The organism is Paraburkholderia phymatum (assembly GCF_038900715.1).
GTDB classification, from domain to species: domain Bacteria; phylum Pseudomonadota; class Gammaproteobacteria; order Burkholderiales; family Burkholderiaceae; genus Paraburkholderia; species Paraburkholderia phymatum_A.
Genome location: NZ_JAYMRZ010000012.1, coordinates 189,915 through 207,546, shown reverse-complemented (window position 1 = coordinate 207,546; position 17,632 = coordinate 189,915). Strand labels below are relative to the sequence as shown.

General features: G+C 60.8%; 15 protein-coding genes. 9 read left to right on the top strand and 6 right to left on the bottom strand.

Translation table 11 applies throughout. The features are described from left to right. Positions 1-3: 3 nt before the first annotated feature. The 3 genes from VSR68_RS22605 to VSR68_RS22595 are packed head-to-tail and all read right to left on the bottom strand — an operon-like array spanning position 4 to position 1,995. Positions 4-426 carry a hypothetical protein gene (locus tag VSR68_RS22605; protein WP_342941966.1) on the bottom strand — a complete coding sequence of 141 codons (423 nt, stop codon included), beginning with the start codon at positions 424-426 and terminating at the stop codon, positions 4-6. Further along, the gene (locus VSR68_RS22600; RefSeq protein ID WP_342941965.1) at positions 419-1,468 is read right to left on the bottom strand and encodes a CpaF family protein; all 1,050 of its coding nucleotides are present in this window, start codon (positions 1,466-1,468) and stop codon (positions 419-421) included. Before VSR68_RS22600 ends, VSR68_RS22605 begins: the two co-directional genes overlap by 8 nt. Further along, entirely contained in the window at positions 1,465-1,995 is a 531-nt protein-coding gene (locus tag VSR68_RS22595; RefSeq protein ID WP_342941964.1) for a lytic transglycosylase domain-containing protein, read from the bottom strand. The genes VSR68_RS22600 and VSR68_RS22595 overlap by 4 nt, the downstream gene beginning before the upstream one ends. 658 nt (positions 1,996-2,653) lie before the next feature. Here VSR68_RS22595 and mobH point away from each other — a divergent pair. Genes mobH through VSR68_RS22575 form a run of 4 tightly spaced genes read left to right on the top strand, consistent with a single transcriptional unit; the run spans position 2,654 to position 8,186 of the window. Next, entirely contained in the window at positions 2,654-4,813 is a 2,160-nt protein-coding gene (gene mobH / locus VSR68_RS22590) for a MobH family relaxase (protein ID WP_342941963.1), read from the top strand. A gap of 24 nt (positions 4,814-4,837) precedes the next feature. Continuing rightward, a complete protein-coding gene (traD, locus tag VSR68_RS22585; protein WP_342941962.1) occupies positions 4,838-6,979 on the top strand; it encodes a type IV conjugative transfer system coupling protein TraD in 2,142 nt (713 codons plus the stop codon). Beyond that, on the top strand, positions 6,946-7,689 hold the full coding sequence (locus VSR68_RS22580) for a DUF4400 domain-containing protein (RefSeq protein WP_428983560.1): 744 nt from the start codon (positions 6,946-6,948) through the stop codon (positions 7,687-7,689). Before traD ends, VSR68_RS22580 begins: the two co-directional genes overlap by 34 nt. 53 nt (positions 7,690-7,742) lie before the next feature. Next, entirely contained in the window at positions 7,743-8,186 is a 444-nt protein-coding gene (locus VSR68_RS22575; protein WP_342941960.1) for an SET domain-containing protein, read from the top strand. An 18-nt stretch (positions 8,187-8,204) separates the two neighbouring features. Here the strand turns inward: VSR68_RS22575 and VSR68_RS22570 are convergent, their stop codons facing one another. Beyond that, the gene (locus VSR68_RS22570) at positions 8,205-8,417 is read right to left on the bottom strand and encodes a helix-turn-helix transcriptional regulator (protein WP_342941959.1); all 213 of its coding nucleotides are present in this window, start codon (positions 8,415-8,417) and stop codon (positions 8,205-8,207) included. Between the two features lie 303 nt (positions 8,418-8,720). On the opposite strand from VSR68_RS22570, the gene VSR68_RS22565 reads away from it, so the two are divergent. Both VSR68_RS22565 and VSR68_RS22560 read left to right on the top strand, forming a co-directional pair. Further along, positions 8,721-9,935, top strand: coding sequence for a hypothetical protein (locus VSR68_RS22565; RefSeq protein ID WP_342941958.1), 1,215 nt, complete (start codon positions 8,721-8,723; stop codon positions 9,933-9,935). Beyond that, positions 9,932-12,343 (top strand): hypothetical protein, encoded by a 2,412-nt coding sequence (locus VSR68_RS22560; protein WP_342941957.1) that lies wholly within the window; start codon positions 9,932-9,934, stop codon positions 12,341-12,343. Before VSR68_RS22565 ends, VSR68_RS22560 begins: the two co-directional genes overlap by 4 nt. Positions 12,344-12,623: 280 nt before the next feature. Here the strand turns inward: VSR68_RS22560 and tnpC are convergent, their stop codons facing one another. Next, positions 12,624-14,216, bottom strand: coding sequence for an IS66 family transposase (tnpC, locus tag VSR68_RS22555; protein WP_428983559.1), 1,593 nt, complete (start codon positions 14,214-14,216; stop codon positions 12,624-12,626). A gap of 245 nt (positions 14,217-14,461) precedes the next feature. On the opposite strand from tnpC, the gene VSR68_RS22550 reads away from it, so the two are divergent. The 3 genes from VSR68_RS22550 to tnpB all read left to right on the top strand — a co-directional run bounded on the left by VSR68_RS22550 (position 14,462) and on the right by tnpB (position 15,476). After that, on the top strand, positions 14,462-14,809 hold the full coding sequence (locus VSR68_RS22550) for a hypothetical protein (protein ID WP_342941956.1): 348 nt from the start codon (positions 14,462-14,464) through the stop codon (positions 14,807-14,809). Between the two features lie 80 nt (positions 14,810-14,889). Beyond that, positions 14,890-15,240, top strand: a complete 351-nt coding sequence (gene tnpA, locus VSR68_RS22545; RefSeq protein WP_342941955.1) for an IS66-like element accessory protein TnpA — start codon at positions 14,890-14,892, stop codon at positions 15,238-15,240. Further along, positions 15,237-15,476: an IS66 family insertion sequence element accessory protein TnpB gene (gene tnpB / locus VSR68_RS22540; RefSeq protein ID WP_342941954.1), complete on the top strand. Its 240-nt coding sequence runs from the start codon at positions 15,237-15,239 to the stop codon at positions 15,474-15,476. The genes tnpA and tnpB overlap by 4 nt, the downstream gene beginning before the upstream one ends. Before the next feature lies 1 nt (position 15,477). Here the strand turns inward: tnpB and VSR68_RS22535 are convergent, their stop codons facing one another. Beyond that, positions 15,478-17,571 carry a recombinase family protein gene (locus VSR68_RS22535; RefSeq protein WP_342941953.1) on the bottom strand — a complete coding sequence of 698 codons (2,094 nt, stop codon included), beginning with the start codon at positions 17,569-17,571 and terminating at the stop codon, positions 15,478-15,480. Positions 17,572-17,632 lie beyond the last annotated feature (61 nt).

The window sequence follows — 17,632 nt, the reverse complement described above, 5'->3', positions numbered from 1 at the left end:
TCCCTAGAGGGTGCCCGTGCAGGCAGCGCCGTGGTTGAACACCTGCGCCCACAGCAGCGGCATGTTCAGGATCGCGAGCGTGCCGAGCACGCCGCGCAGCACATGCGTCTTGATGTTGCTGCGACCATCGTCGAGCAGCCACAGCACGATCGAGCCGACGAGCGCCGAGAGCGACACGACCTCGAGCAACTCGTTGTCGAGCACGTCCTGGTAGACGGTGCAGAGTCCGCCGTTCCAGATGCCCGCGTGCGCAATGGCCGGAATAAACGCGAGCCAGATGGCCGTGAACAACAGGCGCAGCGCATTGCGATGACGGGTGAGAACGGTTCGCCACGCGTCGCGCAGATCCATACAGCGGTTGCGAAGCGCGGTGACGAAGAGACGCACGGCGTGGAGCCACCGGCGCCGGCGATGTGGTTCATGCATGGACCAGCTCCTCGGGGGACGCAAAGCGGGAAAAGAGGCACCGGGTCTGATAGCGGCCGTCCTTGGCACCGAGCACCTCGCGGATTTCGACGGGGCCGCGTACCGCGCCCTGGCGTTCTGCATGCACGAAGAACCGGAACGTGGACGCGATTTTCTGGCGCAGGTCGTCAATCGAAAGGAGCCGCCCTTCGTCGCTCATGCGGATGAGCGACTCGAGCCGCGCCGGGGAGGTGTCGGACGAGTCTGCATGGAACGAGACGATCGAGCCGGGGTGTCCGGTGTTGAGTGCTTCCATCAGGTCGAAGGCTTCGGCTCCACGTACCTCGCCGACGATGATGCGGTCAGGGCGCACGCGCAGCGAAAAGCGCACGAGATCGCGGATGGTAATCCCAAGGTTGGTCTCGAACGCAACGTGATTGGGCGCATGCACCTGCAGCTCGGCCGTGTCCTCGATCGTGACGACGCGGTCTTCCTGCGGCATCGCATCGATCATCGCGTTGAGCATTGTGGTCTTGCCGGATGACGTTCCACCGGAGAATGCGACGTTGATCCGTTCGTGCATGACCCATTCAAAGAACTCTCGCAGCGCGGCGCCGCCCCATGCCAGACGGTCCAGTAGTGCGGTATTGCGGCGGCGCGCGGCGGGTGACTTCGTGCCTGGCAGGACGTCGAATGCCCCGCCGCGCTCGTAATCGGCAAGTCCAATGCGGCGGCGTGTGTGCTTGCGGATCGACATCATGTCGCCGTGGACAGCCACAGGATGCCGGGCGGCAGCAATGCGCAGACCCGGCAGTCGTGCATCGAGCAGCGGCGTCTGCTCCTTGGCATTAACGTTTGCGAGAATCGTGATGCCACGATCCAGTGCATCCGGGTCCAGGTCGCAGCCGGCGACATACTTCACTGTGGCATTGCGCTCGACGAAGATCGCATCGGCGCGGTTGACCATGATCTCCAGCACGTCCGGATCGGCCAGCATTGGTTGCAGCGGGCCGAGGTAGTCGTTCAGTACCTCGATCGCGTATTCGTACGTGAGCCGGCTCATCGTCCAGCCTCCCATGTATCGCCCCACGCGATTGGCCGAAACAGTTTCGCGATTAACCCCGGCTCTTGCCCCGCTATCGGAGTGGCCGGCGCGGACGGCAGCGGCGAGGCCGTGTTGAGTGCGCGATAGACGCGGCGTGCGTAAGCAATGCGCTTCACGTGTGTGCCGGCGTTATAGGCGCCGACGGCATCCCAGTTCAGGCCGAGATGGCGGATGTTCTGCGACAGGATCCACGCGCCGACGTAGGCATTGGTACAGCGGTCACGGAGATCGGCGCGTGAGACGCCGAAGCGCGATAGCGTCGCGAGCCACCGGCTGTTGATCTGCATCAGGCCAATGTCGGTGGTGCCGTCGGCGTTGAGGTGGATGACGTTTGCGCGCTGCCCGGATTCGACGGTGGCGATCGCACGCACGAGCCGCGCGTTCACGTATTGAAATTGCGCGGCGTCGTCGATGCAGTCGGCCCGCGCAGTAATGACTGAGCCGCGGAGCACTGCACCAGCAAGAACTATCGCGACACGCTTCACTTTCACCTCGTCTGTTCGTGCGTGATCCGGTGACCACGACCTGGCTGCGTTAGCCATCAGAGAAAAAGGACCTGCCGGGCGCGGGGAGCACTCCGGCAGGCCAACAGCGCGCGTCGGCCCAGGGGGAAGGACCGACGGGTTCACTGTAGGCAGCGAAGACGCGCGACTGGGCCGGATTCCTGCCCCAAGCACAGTTGGGTAAGCACGTTTTTTGTCGCCCGCGCATTGGCCAGCGCCGCGTGAGGCTGCCCGTCCAGCACAATCCAAAGACATTTGCAGAAGGCTGAAAAGGCAAGGGGAACAAAGGACGGCTCAAAGGGAAGGGCCCAATCCAAAGGCCACGGGTGAAGCTTGGGATGAGACGCTTCACCCGCTCAAAGGCTCAAATGGCGAAGGGCAAAAAAGGGCGTTGGCGCAACGGTCAAAAAGCGCTGCGGCCCATGCCACGTAAGGCGTAGAAGGCCGAGAAAGGATGGCTCGGCTGAACGCGTGCGCGCTGATGTCCCGGCCTGAGGCATGACTGCTTGCGGTCGCGACATGCCGTTCAGTCATTCCGGCCTGGGCGCCAGGTCGACTGCCTAACCTTGGGGAACGATGTGACGCGTGGTGTGCGTCCCTCACTAGGAACGCAATTCTCCAATCGCGATAGCAAGCTCATATGACATTGAGTACCACGCTGACCTGGCTGGGGCTGACCCGGGCGTCGGCAAACCCGCCCCGGATCAACTCGCAGTCCGCGTCGTTCGCTGCTGCACCGATTCTTGAACGATCACCGCCTTCTCTCCAGCATCTCCCAGTGCTGGGATTCAGCGAGCTTCTTGCGCGATCCGGCATGCACGGCACGGTGCTCCGAATTGGCGGCAGTGTGGGCCTGTCAACGGAGAATGAGCGGCGCGACATCGAACCGCTGATTCGGCGACTCACGGAATTCGTGCAGTTGTTGCCCGCATCGGAATCCCACCACCATGCGCAGCCGGGCGGCCTGTTGATTCATCTGCTCGAGGTGGCGCGATACGCCCTGCATTTCCGGGAGGGATACCGCTTACCGCTCGGCGCCTGCCCCGAGGACCAGATGCGGCACGGCGCACGTTGCAGCTATGCCGTGCTGGTCGCTGCGCTGTTGCACGACATTGGCAAGCCTTTGGCTGACCTGAAGATCGAACTCGTTACCGGGACGGACGCGCAGCCGTGGGTGCCGCTCGCGGGCAGCATGAACGAGCAGGGTGGTCAGTGGTATCGGGTCGATTTCCCGGAACCGGCGCAACGGGACTACGGCGCCCACGCCCGTCTCGCTATTGTGTTGCTCCAGCGTCTCGTGCCTTCCGCTGCGCTGGCTTGGCTAGCGCAGTATCCGCCGGTGCTCGACGAACTCGCCGCATATCTGTCGGGCGACGCTGGGGTGAAGGAAGGGACGCTCGCGAAGATTGTCGGCGAGGCGGACCGGCGATCGGTTGCGCAGAATCTGCTCACGGGCCCACGCACACGGTTTGCAACTGCTCGTGCGGTCCCGCTGATAGAGCGGCTGATGGAAGGGTTGCGTCGGCTACTCGCGGAAGGCGGAGTGCCGCTCAATCGTGCGGGCGCGACGGGCTACTGCGACGGCGAGTATCTGTGGTGCGTGGCGAAGACGCTAGCCGAAGCCGTGCGTGCGTATCTGGCGTGCAACGAACAGCAGCAGTCGGGCGCAGCGGGCATTCCGTCCGACAACAACCGACTTTTTGATACCTGGCAGGAGTACGGGGCGCTTGTTCCGACGCCGGAGGGTGGCGCGATCTGGACCGTCGAGGTTGTGGTCGGCACTTGGAAGCAGACCTTCACGGTCCTGCGCTTTCCGCTCGACCGGCTCTATGCGGACCCAGGCCGGTACCCGCGCGCGTTGCCGGTCGGCGCGGTGCATGTCGTCAAGGTTGGCAAGGACGAAGAACCCGCGCCGGAACGCGAGGCGTTATCCGCAATGAGCAGCGTCGACGAGATGCAATCGGATTTCGACGAAGAGCAACCGGATTCGCCAGGTACGGACGGGCCCGATCACTCGTTAAGCAGTGACATCGAGCGAGCGTGGAGCGATGCGCCGGCGACGGAGCCAGAGGTGTCATCGGCCGTGCCGACGATGCCCGATTCCACCTGCGAGGCATGCGATGAAGCTGCGCCGACTCCCGAGGCAGCCATACTTGTACCGGCTTCGGACGACCATACCGCCGAATTCCTGCCTGAAACAGAAAGCGCCGTGGCATTGCAGGCGGAGACAAACGGTCGCCGCGACGTTCCGAGCACGGGCCGTCCGGTGCCAGATGTGGTCACGTCGCCCGTGCGCCCGAAGCAGAAGGCGAAGGTGCCGGCGAAATCGCTCGCATCACGCCAGAGCGGACGGCAGCCTCGCCCGAACGCCGAGCGGTTCATGGCTTGGGTCCAGGAGGGGATTGCCACGGGCGCCTTGCCGTATAACGAGTCGATGGCGCGCGTACATTTTGTGCCGGAGGGCATGCTGCTCGTCACGCCAGCCGTCTTCAAGGACTTCGCGCAGGCGCATCCGGAGGCGATCGAGCAGACGGTCGCCGATGACGGTAAAACGCCGGAACCGTGGAAACAGGTCCAGCGTGATTTCCAGAAGTCGGGCTATCCGGTGACGGCCGATTCAGGCGGTGCCAGCCGGTCGTATCTGATTCACTACAACATCAAGGGTGCCGGTGGGCGGCAGCTGTCGGTGATGCTGGTGCCGGAGCCGGAGCGATTCTTCAATCCGGTACCACCGCCGAACGCGATGATCCAGCCGAAGCAGAAGCCGTCGCAGGATGCGATCGACCCGGCGCAGGCGTAAGCGTTGAGGGCGAGCGAGACGGCGATGGCACATCCGGTCGAGAACCGCTTTCGGAAACCCGTCGAACTGCTCTCGTCCATTACCGCGCTCGTGGCAACGGGCGTGTTGTGGTCGCATCCCGCGCTCTTCCTGGTCACGCCCGCAACAGGAGTAGTCACGACGTTGGCGCTACTCGTGCTCGCGTTCACGCGCACACGTCAGGCATGGCAACTGATCCGCTTTCAGCGCAATCTGCGGCGCCTGCCTCAGTACGTGATTCCGGCAGCCGCGATTCCATGCTCCGACCGGGACGTGTTTCTCGGCCGGGGTTTCCGGTGGAGCGGTATTCACACGCAGCGGCTGTATCAGGCCCGCCTTCCTGAAAACCGGCGATTGCTTGCCCGCAACGACCTTTACGACCGCGCGCGGGATTACGAGCGGCGGCACCCAGATGAGCGACTCGCGCGTATCACGCGCAAGCAGGCGTGGTGGAATCCGGTCGCCCCTCTGCCGCCCGTCGGCGGCGATCCCGCGCTGCATGGTGTCGAACCGGAAGAGCGTGATGTCTGGTTTGACCTTGGCGAGCGTGTCGGGCATATGGCCGTGCTCGGCACGACACGCGTTGGCAAGACCCGGCTGTGCGAGGTCCTGGTCGCGCAGGATATACGGCGCGGTGACATCGTCATCGTGTTCGATCCGAAGGGCGACGTCGATCTCCTGCTACGCATGTACGCGGAGGCGAAGCGCTGCGGTCGGGATGGCGAGTTCACGTTCTTCCATTTGGGTTATCCCGACAAATCCGCGCGTTACAGCCCGATCGGCACGTACTCGAGAATCACGGAGGTGGCGACGCGCATCGCGGGTAATCTTCCAAAGGAAGGACAGTCGGCCGCATTTCGTGATTTTGTGTGGCGGTTCGTTAATGTGATGGCGCGCGCGATGAGTGCACTCGGCATTCGCCCGACCTACGAGATGATCTACCAGAACGCGGTGAACATCGACGGACTCGCGCTCCGGTACTTCCGCTTTTGGCTTGATCGCGATCACCCAGGCTGGGAGGACGAGCTTGAGCCCCTTGAGAAGGAGGAAGCCAGGCAGGCGATGCGCCTGCAGCGAAACCAGGAAGTGCTGCAGGTCGCGAACCTCATCCGTCAGCAGGGGTGGACCGACCCGATCGCGAACGGACTGCTCTCGGTGATCAGCAACGAGCGCTCATACTTCGACAAGCTGATCTCGTCGCTGTATCCGCTCCTGGAAAAGCTCACCACGGGGCGCACATCGGAGCTGCTGTCGCCCGACTACAGCGATCCGGATGACCTGCGCCCGGTATTCGACTGGAACCGCGTGATGGATCGGGGCGGCATTGTGTATGTCGGGCTCGACGCGCTGTCCGACTTCGAGGTCGCAGGCGTGGTCGGTAACGCGATGTTCGCGGATCTGACCTCGACCGCCGGCCGGATCTACAAGTACGGGCACGGTTACGGCCAAAGGGTGGCCGGCGGGAAACGGCGCGTGTCGATCCACGCCGATGAGTTTAACGAACTGGTCGGCGACGAGTTCGTTCCGATGGTGAATAAGGCGGGCGGCGCGGGCTACCAGGTGACGGCCTACACGCAGACGAGCGCCGATCTCGAAGCGAAGACCGGCTCACGGGCGAAGGCCGAACAGATCTTCGGGAATTTCAACACGCTCGTGATGCTGCGCGTGAAGTACGTCACGACCGCGAAGATCCTGACCGACCAGTTGCCGATGGTCGACGTGAAGACATTGACGCTGGCCTCTTCGGCGACGGACGCGGTGCGGCGTGGTGAGGGCGTGCATTTTACGGCGCAGACGCACGACCAGGTTTCCGTGCGGCCAGTCCCAATGCTGCAGCCGTCCGACCTGACACAGTTGCCCAAGGGGCAGGCGTTTGCGCTCATCGAGGGTGGACAACCGGTGAAGGTCCGGCTCCCATTGCTAGAGGAGAACGATCCCATCCGGCTGCCGGGGCTCGACGACGTGGTGGCCGATATGCGCACAAAGTACGCGACGTACGTACAGGCTGTATCGCCGTTCGAGGAAGCGGGCGGGGTGGGGCCTGACGGCATCGGCGGCTCGGTGGGCAGTTTTCTGCCTGCTGACAGGAACGGCCGGACTTTGGGCACTGAACCATGGGCGGTCGAGGGCAGGGGCGCCGGGTTCTAAGAGGAGCAGACGTGAGTCCGAGTCATCGGGACAGCAACGCGGATGGCGTTAAGTCGTTTTTCTGGATCGTGGATCTGGCGATCCATGCGGTGCTGTGGCTGCTGCTCGCGTCGTTCCTGTCAGTGCTGGTCGATGTCGCGGCTGCACACCTTCTCTGGCGCGATGATCCGATAGATGGCATCGAGGCTCTGGTCCGCTATTACCTCGGTGAGACGACTGATCCGGAACTTGCGAGGCATGCCGCGGACCTCGCGTATTGGAGCTGGTTTGGTTGGACTGGCGTCGATGCCTCGGCGCGGGCTTGGCAGGCGGGAACGTTACCGACGCAGGGGCTCGGTTCAATGTTGCGACCGGCGTTCTCCGGATCGACGCGTGAGGCGCTCATCGTGGCAATGTATGGGATCAAGCTGTTCGGGATCCGCTTTGCGATGCTCGTGATGACGATCCCGCAATTCGTGCTGGCGGTTGCTGTGGCATTCGCAGATGGGCTGGTGGCGCGACACGTGAGGCGCGCCCAGGGCGGGCACGAGTCCGCAACGCGTTACCACCAAGCAAAGCACCTGCTGATGTTTGGCGTGATCCCGTTGGGGGCGGTCATCTGGCTTTTGGCGCCGGTGCCGCTACCGATCTACCTCCATTTCTGGCCGGTCTCGTTGATGACGGTGATCGCGGTATGGAACATGGCCAAATACTTCAAGAAATACACCTAGGCTTTAATTTGCCGCCCTATACTGCGACGACAAAAAAGGAGGACAGGCAGGTCATGCAGCGACGTGTAGTGGTTCGGCGCTCGCCCGTGCACGGGCGCGGCGTGTTCGCGTTGCGGGCAGTTGAGCCCGGCGAACAGTTATTCGAGTACAAGGGCAAGGTCATCGCCTGGAGGACAGCCATCAGCCAACACCGGAAGAGTGGTGCTACTGGCCACACGTATTTCTTCGGCTTGTCCGACGGACGCGTGATCGACGGCGGGCGAGGGGGAAATAGCGTACGCTGGCTGAACCACTCGTGCAACCCCAACTGCGAGGCAATCGAGGTTGAGGACCGTGTGTTTATTCACGCATCGATAGCGATCGCGCCCGGCGAGGAGCTGTTCCTGGATTACCAGTTGACCGTTGACGATCCGGCGGACGAAGAAACAAGATTGAGCTATTTCTGCCGATGCAACGCGTCCGGATGCCGCGGTACGATGCTGGCTGTCGGCTCCTGAGATCGCGAGCCGGTTCGATCAGCGAACTGATTGCCGCGCGGACGCCGGCCGCTCCCGTGCCACCGTCCGATTGGCGAGCCACGCTTCCAGTTCAGACTCACGCCAACCTGTTGCGCGTTCACCGATACGGATGGGGCGCGGGAATTCGCCGCGACTGATCATCGCATAGATGGTGGCACGGCACAGCCCGATTTTTTTCACGACGTCTTTCATGCGCATTACTTGATCCATGGCGCATACCCTTCCGCTTTTTGGTCCGCTTTGATTATCCCCGCGTCGTTCCAGCTTTCAATGGAGCGACGTGGCGCAGGCAATGAGATGCAGTGACGCAGCGGGACGGTGCAAAGCAGAAGCCCACACAAGCGTGACTATGGCTGTTGCCATTGGTTACAATAATCTCCGTCGCGGTACGCCTGATCATGTGGTGTGGGCGGAATTGAGGGCTGCGATCTCGAGCGACGGATGGAAGGGGTACTTCGCTCCGCAGAAGCGGTACGTCCAACCGCCTTCCGATCAGCAATAGGATGCGTAGAAATGGTGGGTATCGTGTCGACGGATGTGCAACAACCCTCTTGGCTTGAGCCGTTCTCCGATACGGTGCATTCCGTAACGCCAGCAGAGGTCGCACTCGAAAAGCTGTTGGCAGCTAGCGCGCCAACGCTGGCGGAGCCACTGGTTGCTCAACGAGTGGTCACCGCAGGGCAGAAGGGAATCGTACTAGGCGAGACCGAGGAGGAATCGTCTCTGTCGAGGTGGGGGACCCATCTTTCTTCTGCTGTCGCTGCTCTACAGGCACTACCTGACTCTGTCCCGGACCCCAAAAGACGGCGCGACCGGCGGAAGTATCAAGAACTACTTCTTCTTGAGCAATCCCGTTGGCCCGATCTGGCGTCGGTACGCAGTACTGCATTTATTCTCTGCGCGGATCACAAGCCTCCCGAATACGGCTTACCCAGGCAGTTATACAGTCGTCAAACGCTGGACACGCTGCTTTCTTGGGAAAGCTTTGGGCCGTTGCTTGACCAGTTCATCTCTGCAGTGAGTCCCGCCGAAACGCCGACGTGGGAGGCGGCCGGTCCGATGCTGCGGGAGGCGCTCACGACAATCGTCTTTGAAACGTTTAAGAACACGCATGATCATGCGCGATCGGAGGTGACCGGCGCTGACGTTCAAACTTCGGTAAGAGGCATTTACTCCAGGTTTTATTCCATCGACGAGGTCGAGTCGGACTTAGAGATTTTAAGGCTCCCGACTGCCACGCCTGCGGAGCGGTACCTTGCTTCCTTTGTGCCGCGCGAGCCGAAGCCGGGCGTTCGCATTTCCCCTCGCCCATCCATTGGGGGATTTTTAGAAATCAGCATAATGGACTCCGGCCCGGGAATGGCTGCCAGATGGCTTGGCAAAACGAGGGATCTGGCTGATCGGAAGTCGCAGCTCGAAGCCGTATTGAGTTGTTTTCAGAAAGGGCGCACCACCACGGGGTCAAACGGCCGCGGCTTTGGTCTTTGGAAGGTCTTGATGAGCCTCGAGCAACTTCGGGGGTTCATCAGTGTCCGTACGAATGCGATACACGCTTATCGACAATTCGGTTTCGCTTTCGACCTTGCGTCAACTGAAAGTACGGATGGGGCCCGTGTTCCAAAGGAGCAACTACTGGACTGGAAGAGAGGGCTGTCGACTGTTCCGAGCAACTATCCCGAGGTGAAGGGCACCGTGGTGTCGTTCCTGATCCCGATGGGGGGCGCATGAACGCATTGGCGATCCATACTTATAGCAAGAACGTTGCCGGCCGGCAGGAACAGGTGCTCAGTATCTTCGTCGCAAATCATGGCGTGACGCTGCAAGAACTCGATGAAGCTGTCGTAAATGCAATATCAGGCGACACTGCTACGGTCGATACTGTTCACATTGTTGGGTATCAGGAGGACGTTGATCGCGTTCGGCAATGGGTGCGTGAAGATGGGAGCGTTCTGCTCGGACGGTTTGAAAACCTCATCGGCTCGATCGAAACCGGTGTGCGGTTCATCCTGTTCGACGAGGCACAGGGACAGCACGTCGATGAAGATATCGATGGACGTCGAAGTGGAGCGAGCAGCGATCTCCAGATGGAGCAGCAAGCGGCTCTACTCGCAGCGTTCAAGGCCGGCGGCGGCGAGCAGCGGGCGCCCACAGGCACCCATTATGTAAAGACCTCTGAAAGTCATGCAGAGCGTTTCCTGCGGGTGTCAAATGTGCTCGAGGACGGAGCGAACGTCTGTCTTCTGGCGTACTGGCTCGCCGGGTACCTGTGGAACGCACCCATACGATATGTCGTGGTCGACACATCTGGCATCTATTCCGTCGCGCAAAAGATGATTTACGAAGTGGCTGCTCGCGGCGGGTTAGTTGGGCAACCACTGGTCTGGTCGCATCGATCTCATGATGGCGTTGATGAGATTGCGGAGCATCATGCGCGGGAAGCTTTGTTTCTGATTTCGGCGTCAACGTCGGGTGGGTTAGCACAGCGTCTCATCAGGCAGGGTGCGTTGCCGGATCGTCTCGTAACCTTGTTTTTTCTCTCGGATTCGAATTCGGAATCAGGGCGTGTGCTGTGCGACCTTCGTGGCACAGATGGGCAGGGGCTTCAGCCTATAAGGAACTACCGGGAAGAGGACTGCCCGTCCTGCAAACAGCACTATCACCGTATCCAAATACAGGGCGACCAGTTCGCTATCGCCCCACCGAACGTCTCGTCGGTGGAAATCAAGGCGACGGACCTGCCCGGGGAGCTGAAGCCGACTCTGTCGGCTCTCCTCGGGCTGCGAGTATTCTGCGCTTTTCGCCGGCGCGACGGTGGTCGCGTAGCTTCGATAGCGGCAAATGTTGAACCTATCCTGAGTGCTCCTCTCACAGAAAAGAATCGGGGCTTTCTAACCCAGAAGCGTCAGGAGTGGGTATCGTTGATGCGACGGTCGTCCTCCGTGTCTTTAAGGCACATTGTGACCTGTTCGTATCCCCGGTCCACGGAGATTGCAGAAGCTATTGCACAAACGATCCGCCCCCTGCTGAGGGACGACGGCCGACCACGAGTATTGTCGACGGATGAGCTCCGCTCAGCAGTACCCGAGGCGGGTACGTCGACGGTCGTGGTGTCGGCATGCATCGACGAGGGAAGAGAGCTGCTAGCGGTGTCGCGCACGCTCAGAGATGTGCAGGAGAATGGCTCGACGACGTACCTGGCCGCTTTGCATATGATGTGTCCGAAGGCCGAAGCTGATCGGCTACGGTCTAACTTGACGTTCGGTCAGCACGGGCCAGGTACATTTTCGATGCACTGTTTGATAAGCTTGCCTGTCAACTGCTACGAAGAGGAAGCTAGCTGGTCGAGAGAGCTTCAGGAACTGCTGCGGATCCAGTCGTTTGCGGACAGGAACGACCTCATGGTGCCCACAAAGATGGAGACGCGAATCTCGCGTTTGCAGGAGGCGCCGGGCACGGGATTAATCGACGATCTCTTTTGGCCTGCTGCTAGCGACCGGCAGCTTGCCTTGCGGTCAGATTTCTCGCTCTTGACCGACGCTCGTCGTCCTCCAGCCGCCACCCAGGCGGACCTTTACGTCGTCGTGAGCCTGCTGCTTTCGCAATTGCGGATCAGTTCCGACGCCGGGCGGCGCTTGTCATATAACGCTTACGAACGCTCGATTATTTCGCCGGACAACTTTGACCGATTCAATGACGGAGTGCTACAGGCTTGTCTGTTACGCGCGGCTCGACCGAAAGAACTAAGCTACGGTGCTTGTGATGTCACGCTGAGCGAGCGAATGCTCAACGTACTGCTGCACTCGGTCCCGGCGGAGCAGATTAGTGATCGGTCCGAGTCGCTTATGGAGTTTCTGGTTGCCTTGGCTACGGAACGCCTGACTCTGCATAGTGCGCATCTTCTTGAGTTTTGCAATCGGATAATTGCTGCGGCTGCATCTGAAGAGAGCGCAGTGTTGATCGCGCAATATCTCATCTGGCGCGAGAACCCAGATGGCGGACTGGTGTTTCGCCCGAGGTTTACTTCTTCCTCGGGTGGACCAGGGAAACTTGATGTTTCACCGGCGGAAGTGGATCGCGTGGAACAAGTCGTGGAGCAGCTCGATATGCTGGGTAGGTCGACAACGGATAGCGCATAAATCACCGTTGCGAACGGTGTCCAGCGAAAGACTTGCATCTAGATGTAACCTCTGAAGAGGTCCATACTTTCGAATCGCGGGTTGCCACGTATTTGGCGTGTGCCGGCTTGCGCCTCGATGATCTGCTCCATAAATACCGCAGCAGGGGTAAGCGGCTCAGCAGGGCCGGTCCCCGATTCGCGCGCGCGTGGGGCATGATGTGAGAGCGTGGGGAGGTCCCGGTAGATCACGTGAGATCGTTTCCATGATCGTTGACACGACCTATCTGGGTCCTACCCGGTCAAACGGTGTGCGTGGGCGGAGCTGCCGGCTTCAGTTTGTCGGCCACGTTCCAGGGAAGCAGTTCGTCGATGCGGTTGACCTTGTGGTCCGCGATATGAGTGAGCACGTATTCGAGGTAGGCACGCGGGTTGATTTCGTTGAGTTTGCACGTACCGATGAGACTGTACATCGCCGCCGCACGCTCACCGCCGCTGTCGGAGCCAACGAACAAATAGTTTTTCCTGCCCAACGCTACACAACGCAGGGCATTTTCTGCAAGCACATTGCTGATCTCGGCACGTCCGTCCTCGCAGTAGAACGTAAGCGCCGCCCAGTGGTTCAGCGAGTAGTTGATCGCGCCCGTAAGCGTAGACTTCTTCGACAGCGTCGCAAGCTTGGCCCTGATCGTCGATTCGAACGTGTTGAGCAGAGGCTTGCTCTTCTCCTGCCGCACACGCAACCGCTCATCGGGAGGTTTGCCGCGAATGTCGGCTTCGATGCTGTAGAGCTCGCCGATCATCTCGAGCAGTTTCTGGGTATCCGGAGTCGGCGTACGCTCGTGAACGTCGTATATGTACCTCCTCGCGTGATCCCAGCATGCCGCTTCGAAGACGTCGCCGCTTGCGTACAGCTGATCGAAGCCGACGTAGGCATCAGCCTGCAGGATTCCCTTGAAGTGGGCGAGGTGCGTTTGCGGATGAACACCCCTGCGGTCCGACGAGTACGTGAACCAGACAGCCGCAGGCTCTGTCGAGCCCGAGCGTCGATCGTCGCGCACATAGACCCAGAATCGGCCGGTTGTTGTCTTCTGGTTCCCCGGTGTGAGGACGGGAACCGTCGTGTCGTCGCCATGGAGCTTGTCGGCAGCCAGCACGTAGCGCTGAATCGCCCCGACCAGCACCATGCAGAGTTCGACGATCTGGCCGACCCAGCGGCCCATGCTGGCGCGATCAAGCGTCACGCCGTCGCGGGCCGCGATCTCCGACTGGCGATACAGAGGTTGGTGATCCGCGAACTTCGATACCGCGATATCGGCCAGCAGGCTTGGATGCGCGATGCTGCGCTCGATCGGCAGGCTCGGCATCGGCAGTTGTTCGATATGGCCACAGCCGGGGCAAAGCAATTTACGCCGGATCGTGCGGATCACCTTGAATGCGGCGGCTACGCGCGCGAGCTGTTCGGATACGTCCTCGCCCAGCGGCTGCATGGTCGTCGCACACGTGGGGCAGAGCGGATCGGGCTCGAGAACGATCTCCTCGCGCGGCAGGTGCGGCGGGAGCGGCTCTCGCGAAGGCAATTTGCTGGGCGGCGCATTCGGTGTCCTGTCTCGCTGGTTACGCGCCTCGGCAGCACCACGGCCGCCCGTCAGGTCCTCCAACTGCGCCTCGAGCTTGTCGATCTGCTTCGCGAGTTGTTCAGACTTGCGCCCGAAGTGCATCCGCCTGAGCTTGTCGATCTGCGCCTTCAGGCGCTCGATCTCGTCATCTCGCGCGGCGAGTTCCTCCACCATCTTCGCGATCGATGCCTGGTGCTCAAGCAGCGATGCCTGTTGCGCGAGCACCATGGCACGGAGCTCGGCGACGGTATCCGGAAGCGGCGCTTGATCGGGCATGCGTCGCAGTTTACGAGCCTTCCTCGCGGTTTACAACATCGAGAGTGCGGCGGTGCGTCGTGGCTGTCGCCAGTCGATGCCCTCGAGCAACATCGACAACTGTGCGCCCGTCAGATGAATCTTGCCGCCATCGGCCTGTGGCGCATTGACTCAGGTTTTTTGTTACCGAGCTAGGCTCGTTGCCTCAAGTATTTTGCTACCCGTCAGACGGCTGGCGGGGGCGACTTATGACGAGGCGGCTCAGCATGACAACACGACGGGAATTGACTGAGGCAGTTGGCGAGCGCTACCGCCGTTCTGGTCGAAACGAGAAACGCCAGATCCTGGACGAATTCGTTGAATTGACAGGCTATCATCGCAAGCACGCGATCCGTGTGCTGTGCCGAGAGCCGCAGCCGCCGAGGGCGAAGCCCGGCCCGCAGCGATGGTATGACGATGAGGTGCGTGCCGCGCTGATCACGCTGTGGGAGGCTGCCGACAGGATCTGCGGCAAGCGACTGAAAGCGCTCATCCCAACACTGATCGATTCGATGACACGGCATGGTCACCTGTCGCTATCGAAAAAGGTGCGCCAACGGCTCAAGCAAATGTAAGCGTGGCTCCGCTACCGTCTGTTCATGAGGGCGTGAAGTCGGCAACCTGATTCCCACCAGATCAAGTGGGAATTAGAACGATGGAAACGAAGGCACCGGGTCGGCGGCTTGGGTCCAAGAACTACTCGAAGGAATTCCGGGCAATGGTCGTGGCGCAAGCGAACGATCCATCCCGTTCGATTGCGGATGTGGCGCATGCGCATGGCCTGAATGCCAACATGATCGCGCGTTGGCGGCGCCTGTATGAGCGCAACCAATCGACCACGCATGCGCAGCCCGCCGAAACGTTCATTCCGGTGCAGTTGCCCGTGCCGGCGCAAGTGACGTCCAGTCTCATCGTCGAATGTGGCGCCGTACGGGTCCGCTTGGATGGGCCACTTGACCTGGACGTGCTCAGGACGGTGCTAACAACGTTACGGTCGGCCTCGTGATTGGTCTGCCCGCAGGGACGCGCGTATGGCTGGCAGCCGGTGTGACAGATATGCGAGCCGGCTTCAACAGCCTTGCAGCCAAAGTGCAGACCGTGCTCGAGCGCGATCCGTTCTCTGGCCACGTGTTCGTGTTTCGCGGCAAGCGCGGTGACCTGCTCAAGGTGCTGTGGTGGAGTGGCGACGGTATGTGTTTGCTCATGAACTATCTGGCTTCATACTACAACTCCTTCAGTTAGATCAGAGGGTTTTGGATCCCAATGCCGCCCGGGCTGCTGCTGCGCGGTCAGTGAGTGAGTCCCATCGGCTGCTGTGCTTCACCGGCGGGTTCGAATCTGGGACCTCGTAGAGAAACGCATAGTCGTTGTAGGCGTGTCTGGTGACGAGCCCGTACTCAACCCACCTGATGAGCGTGGCTTCATGGATTCCGAGCCGGGAGGCGGCCTCTGCTCTCGTCAACATGCCACGGTCTCTCAGTCTGTCGCGACGCGAGCGTAAGCCGTTTCGCTGAGCGGCATATGAGACGCGCATCGCGGTAAATCGGATGTCCGCCTTGCCCGGCCGGATGCAGCCACCGGGGCGGATGCCCTGATTGTTGAGGATTACCGCAATCTCTGAGCATGTATGGATATCGAGAAGCTTGTCGATAAGATCCAGGACCTCTGGCCGCGTCTTGACCTGTTGTGCAGAGGATTTGGGATTCTGCGCCGTGAGCGTTTCAGTCTTGCCGGCCTTGAAGCGAACGTGGATCCTGGTTGTTCCTTCGTCTGGAAGTTTGACCAGTGTGACGTCCTCGACGATATAGGCGAGCAGCCGCTTACGCTCCCGATTTGCCAAGGACGGGTCTCCCCAAAGCGTCTTGAAGTCAGCCGTCATGGCGACGAGCCGGTCGCGAATCGCATCGTCGAGCGCAAGACGCTCCTGCTGCTGGCTACGCTCCCTTTGCTCCCTGGCGTCGGCCAATGTGCGCAACTTATCGTTCCATTCGTGCTCGAGTGTGTCGGCAACCAGCCGGTTGTTCGGATCGACTAGCATGAACCGCCGTTGGGCAAGATCTGCGTCGAACTGGGCGCGTTCGATGGCGCGAACGCGTAACTGGTCGGCTTCATCGTGACGAGCCTCAACCTCCCTGCGAATCTCCCACGCCAACTCAACTGCAGCTGGAGTCATCGACGCGACCACCAATGCACCAACTGCCTCGTCGATCGGTGCTCCGGCAATCGACTGGCAGGCAGGTTCTCCACGGGTGCCTTTCGCTCGATCGCAGATATACCACGCCTCCTGTCGCCCGCGTCGGGTAGCGTACCGGAGCCGGAGATGCCTGCCGCAACGTCCACAGATGGCGCGCCCCTGCAGTAAAGCGGCCCCCTCGCGAGGCGGCGATGATCGCGCAACTTCATATCCGCGACCATTCGTTTCCAGGACCTTGAGGTTCTGCTGAAACTGCTCCCAGGTGATGTATCCCGGATGGGCGTCCGGGATACAGGCAAGCCAGTCATCGCGATTACGTCTTCGAGGCACCTTCCGCCCGTCTGCAATTCGCCGATACTGCCGTCGGCCATAGGCATAAGCACCTGCGTAGCGCGGATTGTTCAGCATCCGAAGTGCCGTCGACGCGGTCAGATGCTGGAATATGACGAACTTCTCGTTGCGCGTCCGGGAGGGGAACAGAAGGCCTTCATTCTTGAAGACCTTGACCGTCTGACAGGCAGAGCCGACCCGCGAGAATGTCTCGAAGAAGTAAGCAATGGTTTCCCTGACCTGCGAATCTGGGTCAAGCACTACATTGCCGAGTTCGTCGTATACAAAGCCGGTCGGTAGCAGGCAGCGATACTCGCCACGGCTCACCTTGTTCAGGATTCCGCCGCGTAGTCGTGCCTTGAGAACATGCAGTTCGGCTTCACTCATTGTTCCCTTGAGCCCAAGCAGGAGCCGATCGTTGAAGCTTGCCGGATCGTATATCCCGTCCTCGTCAAGAATCAGCGTGTCCGCAAGCGCGCAGATTTCCAGCAGCCGATGCCAGTCGGCATTGTTTCTTGCAAGGCGTGAAACCTCCAGGCCCATGACGATGCCCGCGCGGCCCATGCCAACATCAGTGACCAACCGTTGAAACCCCTCCCGCCATGACGCTGATGCTCCCGATTCGCCCTGATCGCTGTCGATCGTGACGATCTGCTCGTCGCGCCAGCCGAGCGCGGTCGCACGCCCACGCAAGGCGTATTGCCGCTTCGTGCTCTCAACGTTCTCGACGACTTGCCGCATCGACGATTGCCGGATGTAAAGGTAAGCACTCCGTTCGAGGTGGTGAGGTTGAACTTTAAGCGATGCATTCACGGTCTTCTCCGCTCATTGAGCGCCATAGCCATGCCTGCGAGTGCATAGATGACGCTCTGGC

What these genes read in the sequence shown, in the direction of transcription:
- VSR68_RS22605 (WP_342941966.1), bottom strand. Translation starts at nt 426, where the DNA reads ATGCATGAACCACATCGCCGGCGCCGGTGGCTCCACGCCGTGCGTCTC.
- VSR68_RS22600 (WP_342941965.1), bottom strand. Translation starts at nt 1,468, where the DNA reads ATGAGCCGGCTCACGTACGAATACGCGATCGAGGTACTGAACGACTAC.
- mobH (WP_342941963.1), top strand. Translation starts at nt 2,654, where the DNA reads ATGACATTGAGTACCACGCTGACCTGGCTGGGGCTGACCCGGGCGTCG.
- traD (WP_342941962.1), top strand. Translation starts at nt 4,838, where the DNA reads ATGGCACATCCGGTCGAGAACCGCTTTCGGAAACCCGTCGAACTGCTC.
- VSR68_RS22580 (WP_428983560.1), top strand. Translation starts at nt 6,946, where the DNA reads ATGGGCGGTCGAGGGCAGGGGCGCCGGGTTCTAAGAGGAGCAGACGTG.
- VSR68_RS22575 (WP_342941960.1), top strand. Translation starts at nt 7,743, where the DNA reads ATGCAGCGACGTGTAGTGGTTCGGCGCTCGCCCGTGCACGGGCGCGGC.
- VSR68_RS22570 (WP_342941959.1), bottom strand. Translation starts at nt 8,417, where the DNA reads ATGGATCAAGTAATGCGCATGAAAGACGTCGTGAAAAAAATCGGGCTG.
- VSR68_RS22565 (WP_342941958.1), top strand. Translation starts at nt 8,721, where the DNA reads ATGGTGGGTATCGTGTCGACGGATGTGCAACAACCCTCTTGGCTTGAG.
- VSR68_RS22560 (WP_342941957.1), top strand. Translation starts at nt 9,932, where the DNA reads ATGAACGCATTGGCGATCCATACTTATAGCAAGAACGTTGCCGGCCGG.
- tnpC (WP_428983559.1), bottom strand. Translation starts at nt 14,216, where the DNA reads ATGCCCGATCAAGCGCCGCTTCCGGATACCGTCGCCGAGCTCCGTGCC.
- VSR68_RS22550 (WP_342941956.1), top strand. Translation starts at nt 14,462, where the DNA reads ATGACAACACGACGGGAATTGACTGAGGCAGTTGGCGAGCGCTACCGC.
- tnpA (WP_342941955.1), top strand. Translation starts at nt 14,890, where the DNA reads ATGGAAACGAAGGCACCGGGTCGGCGGCTTGGGTCCAAGAACTACTCG.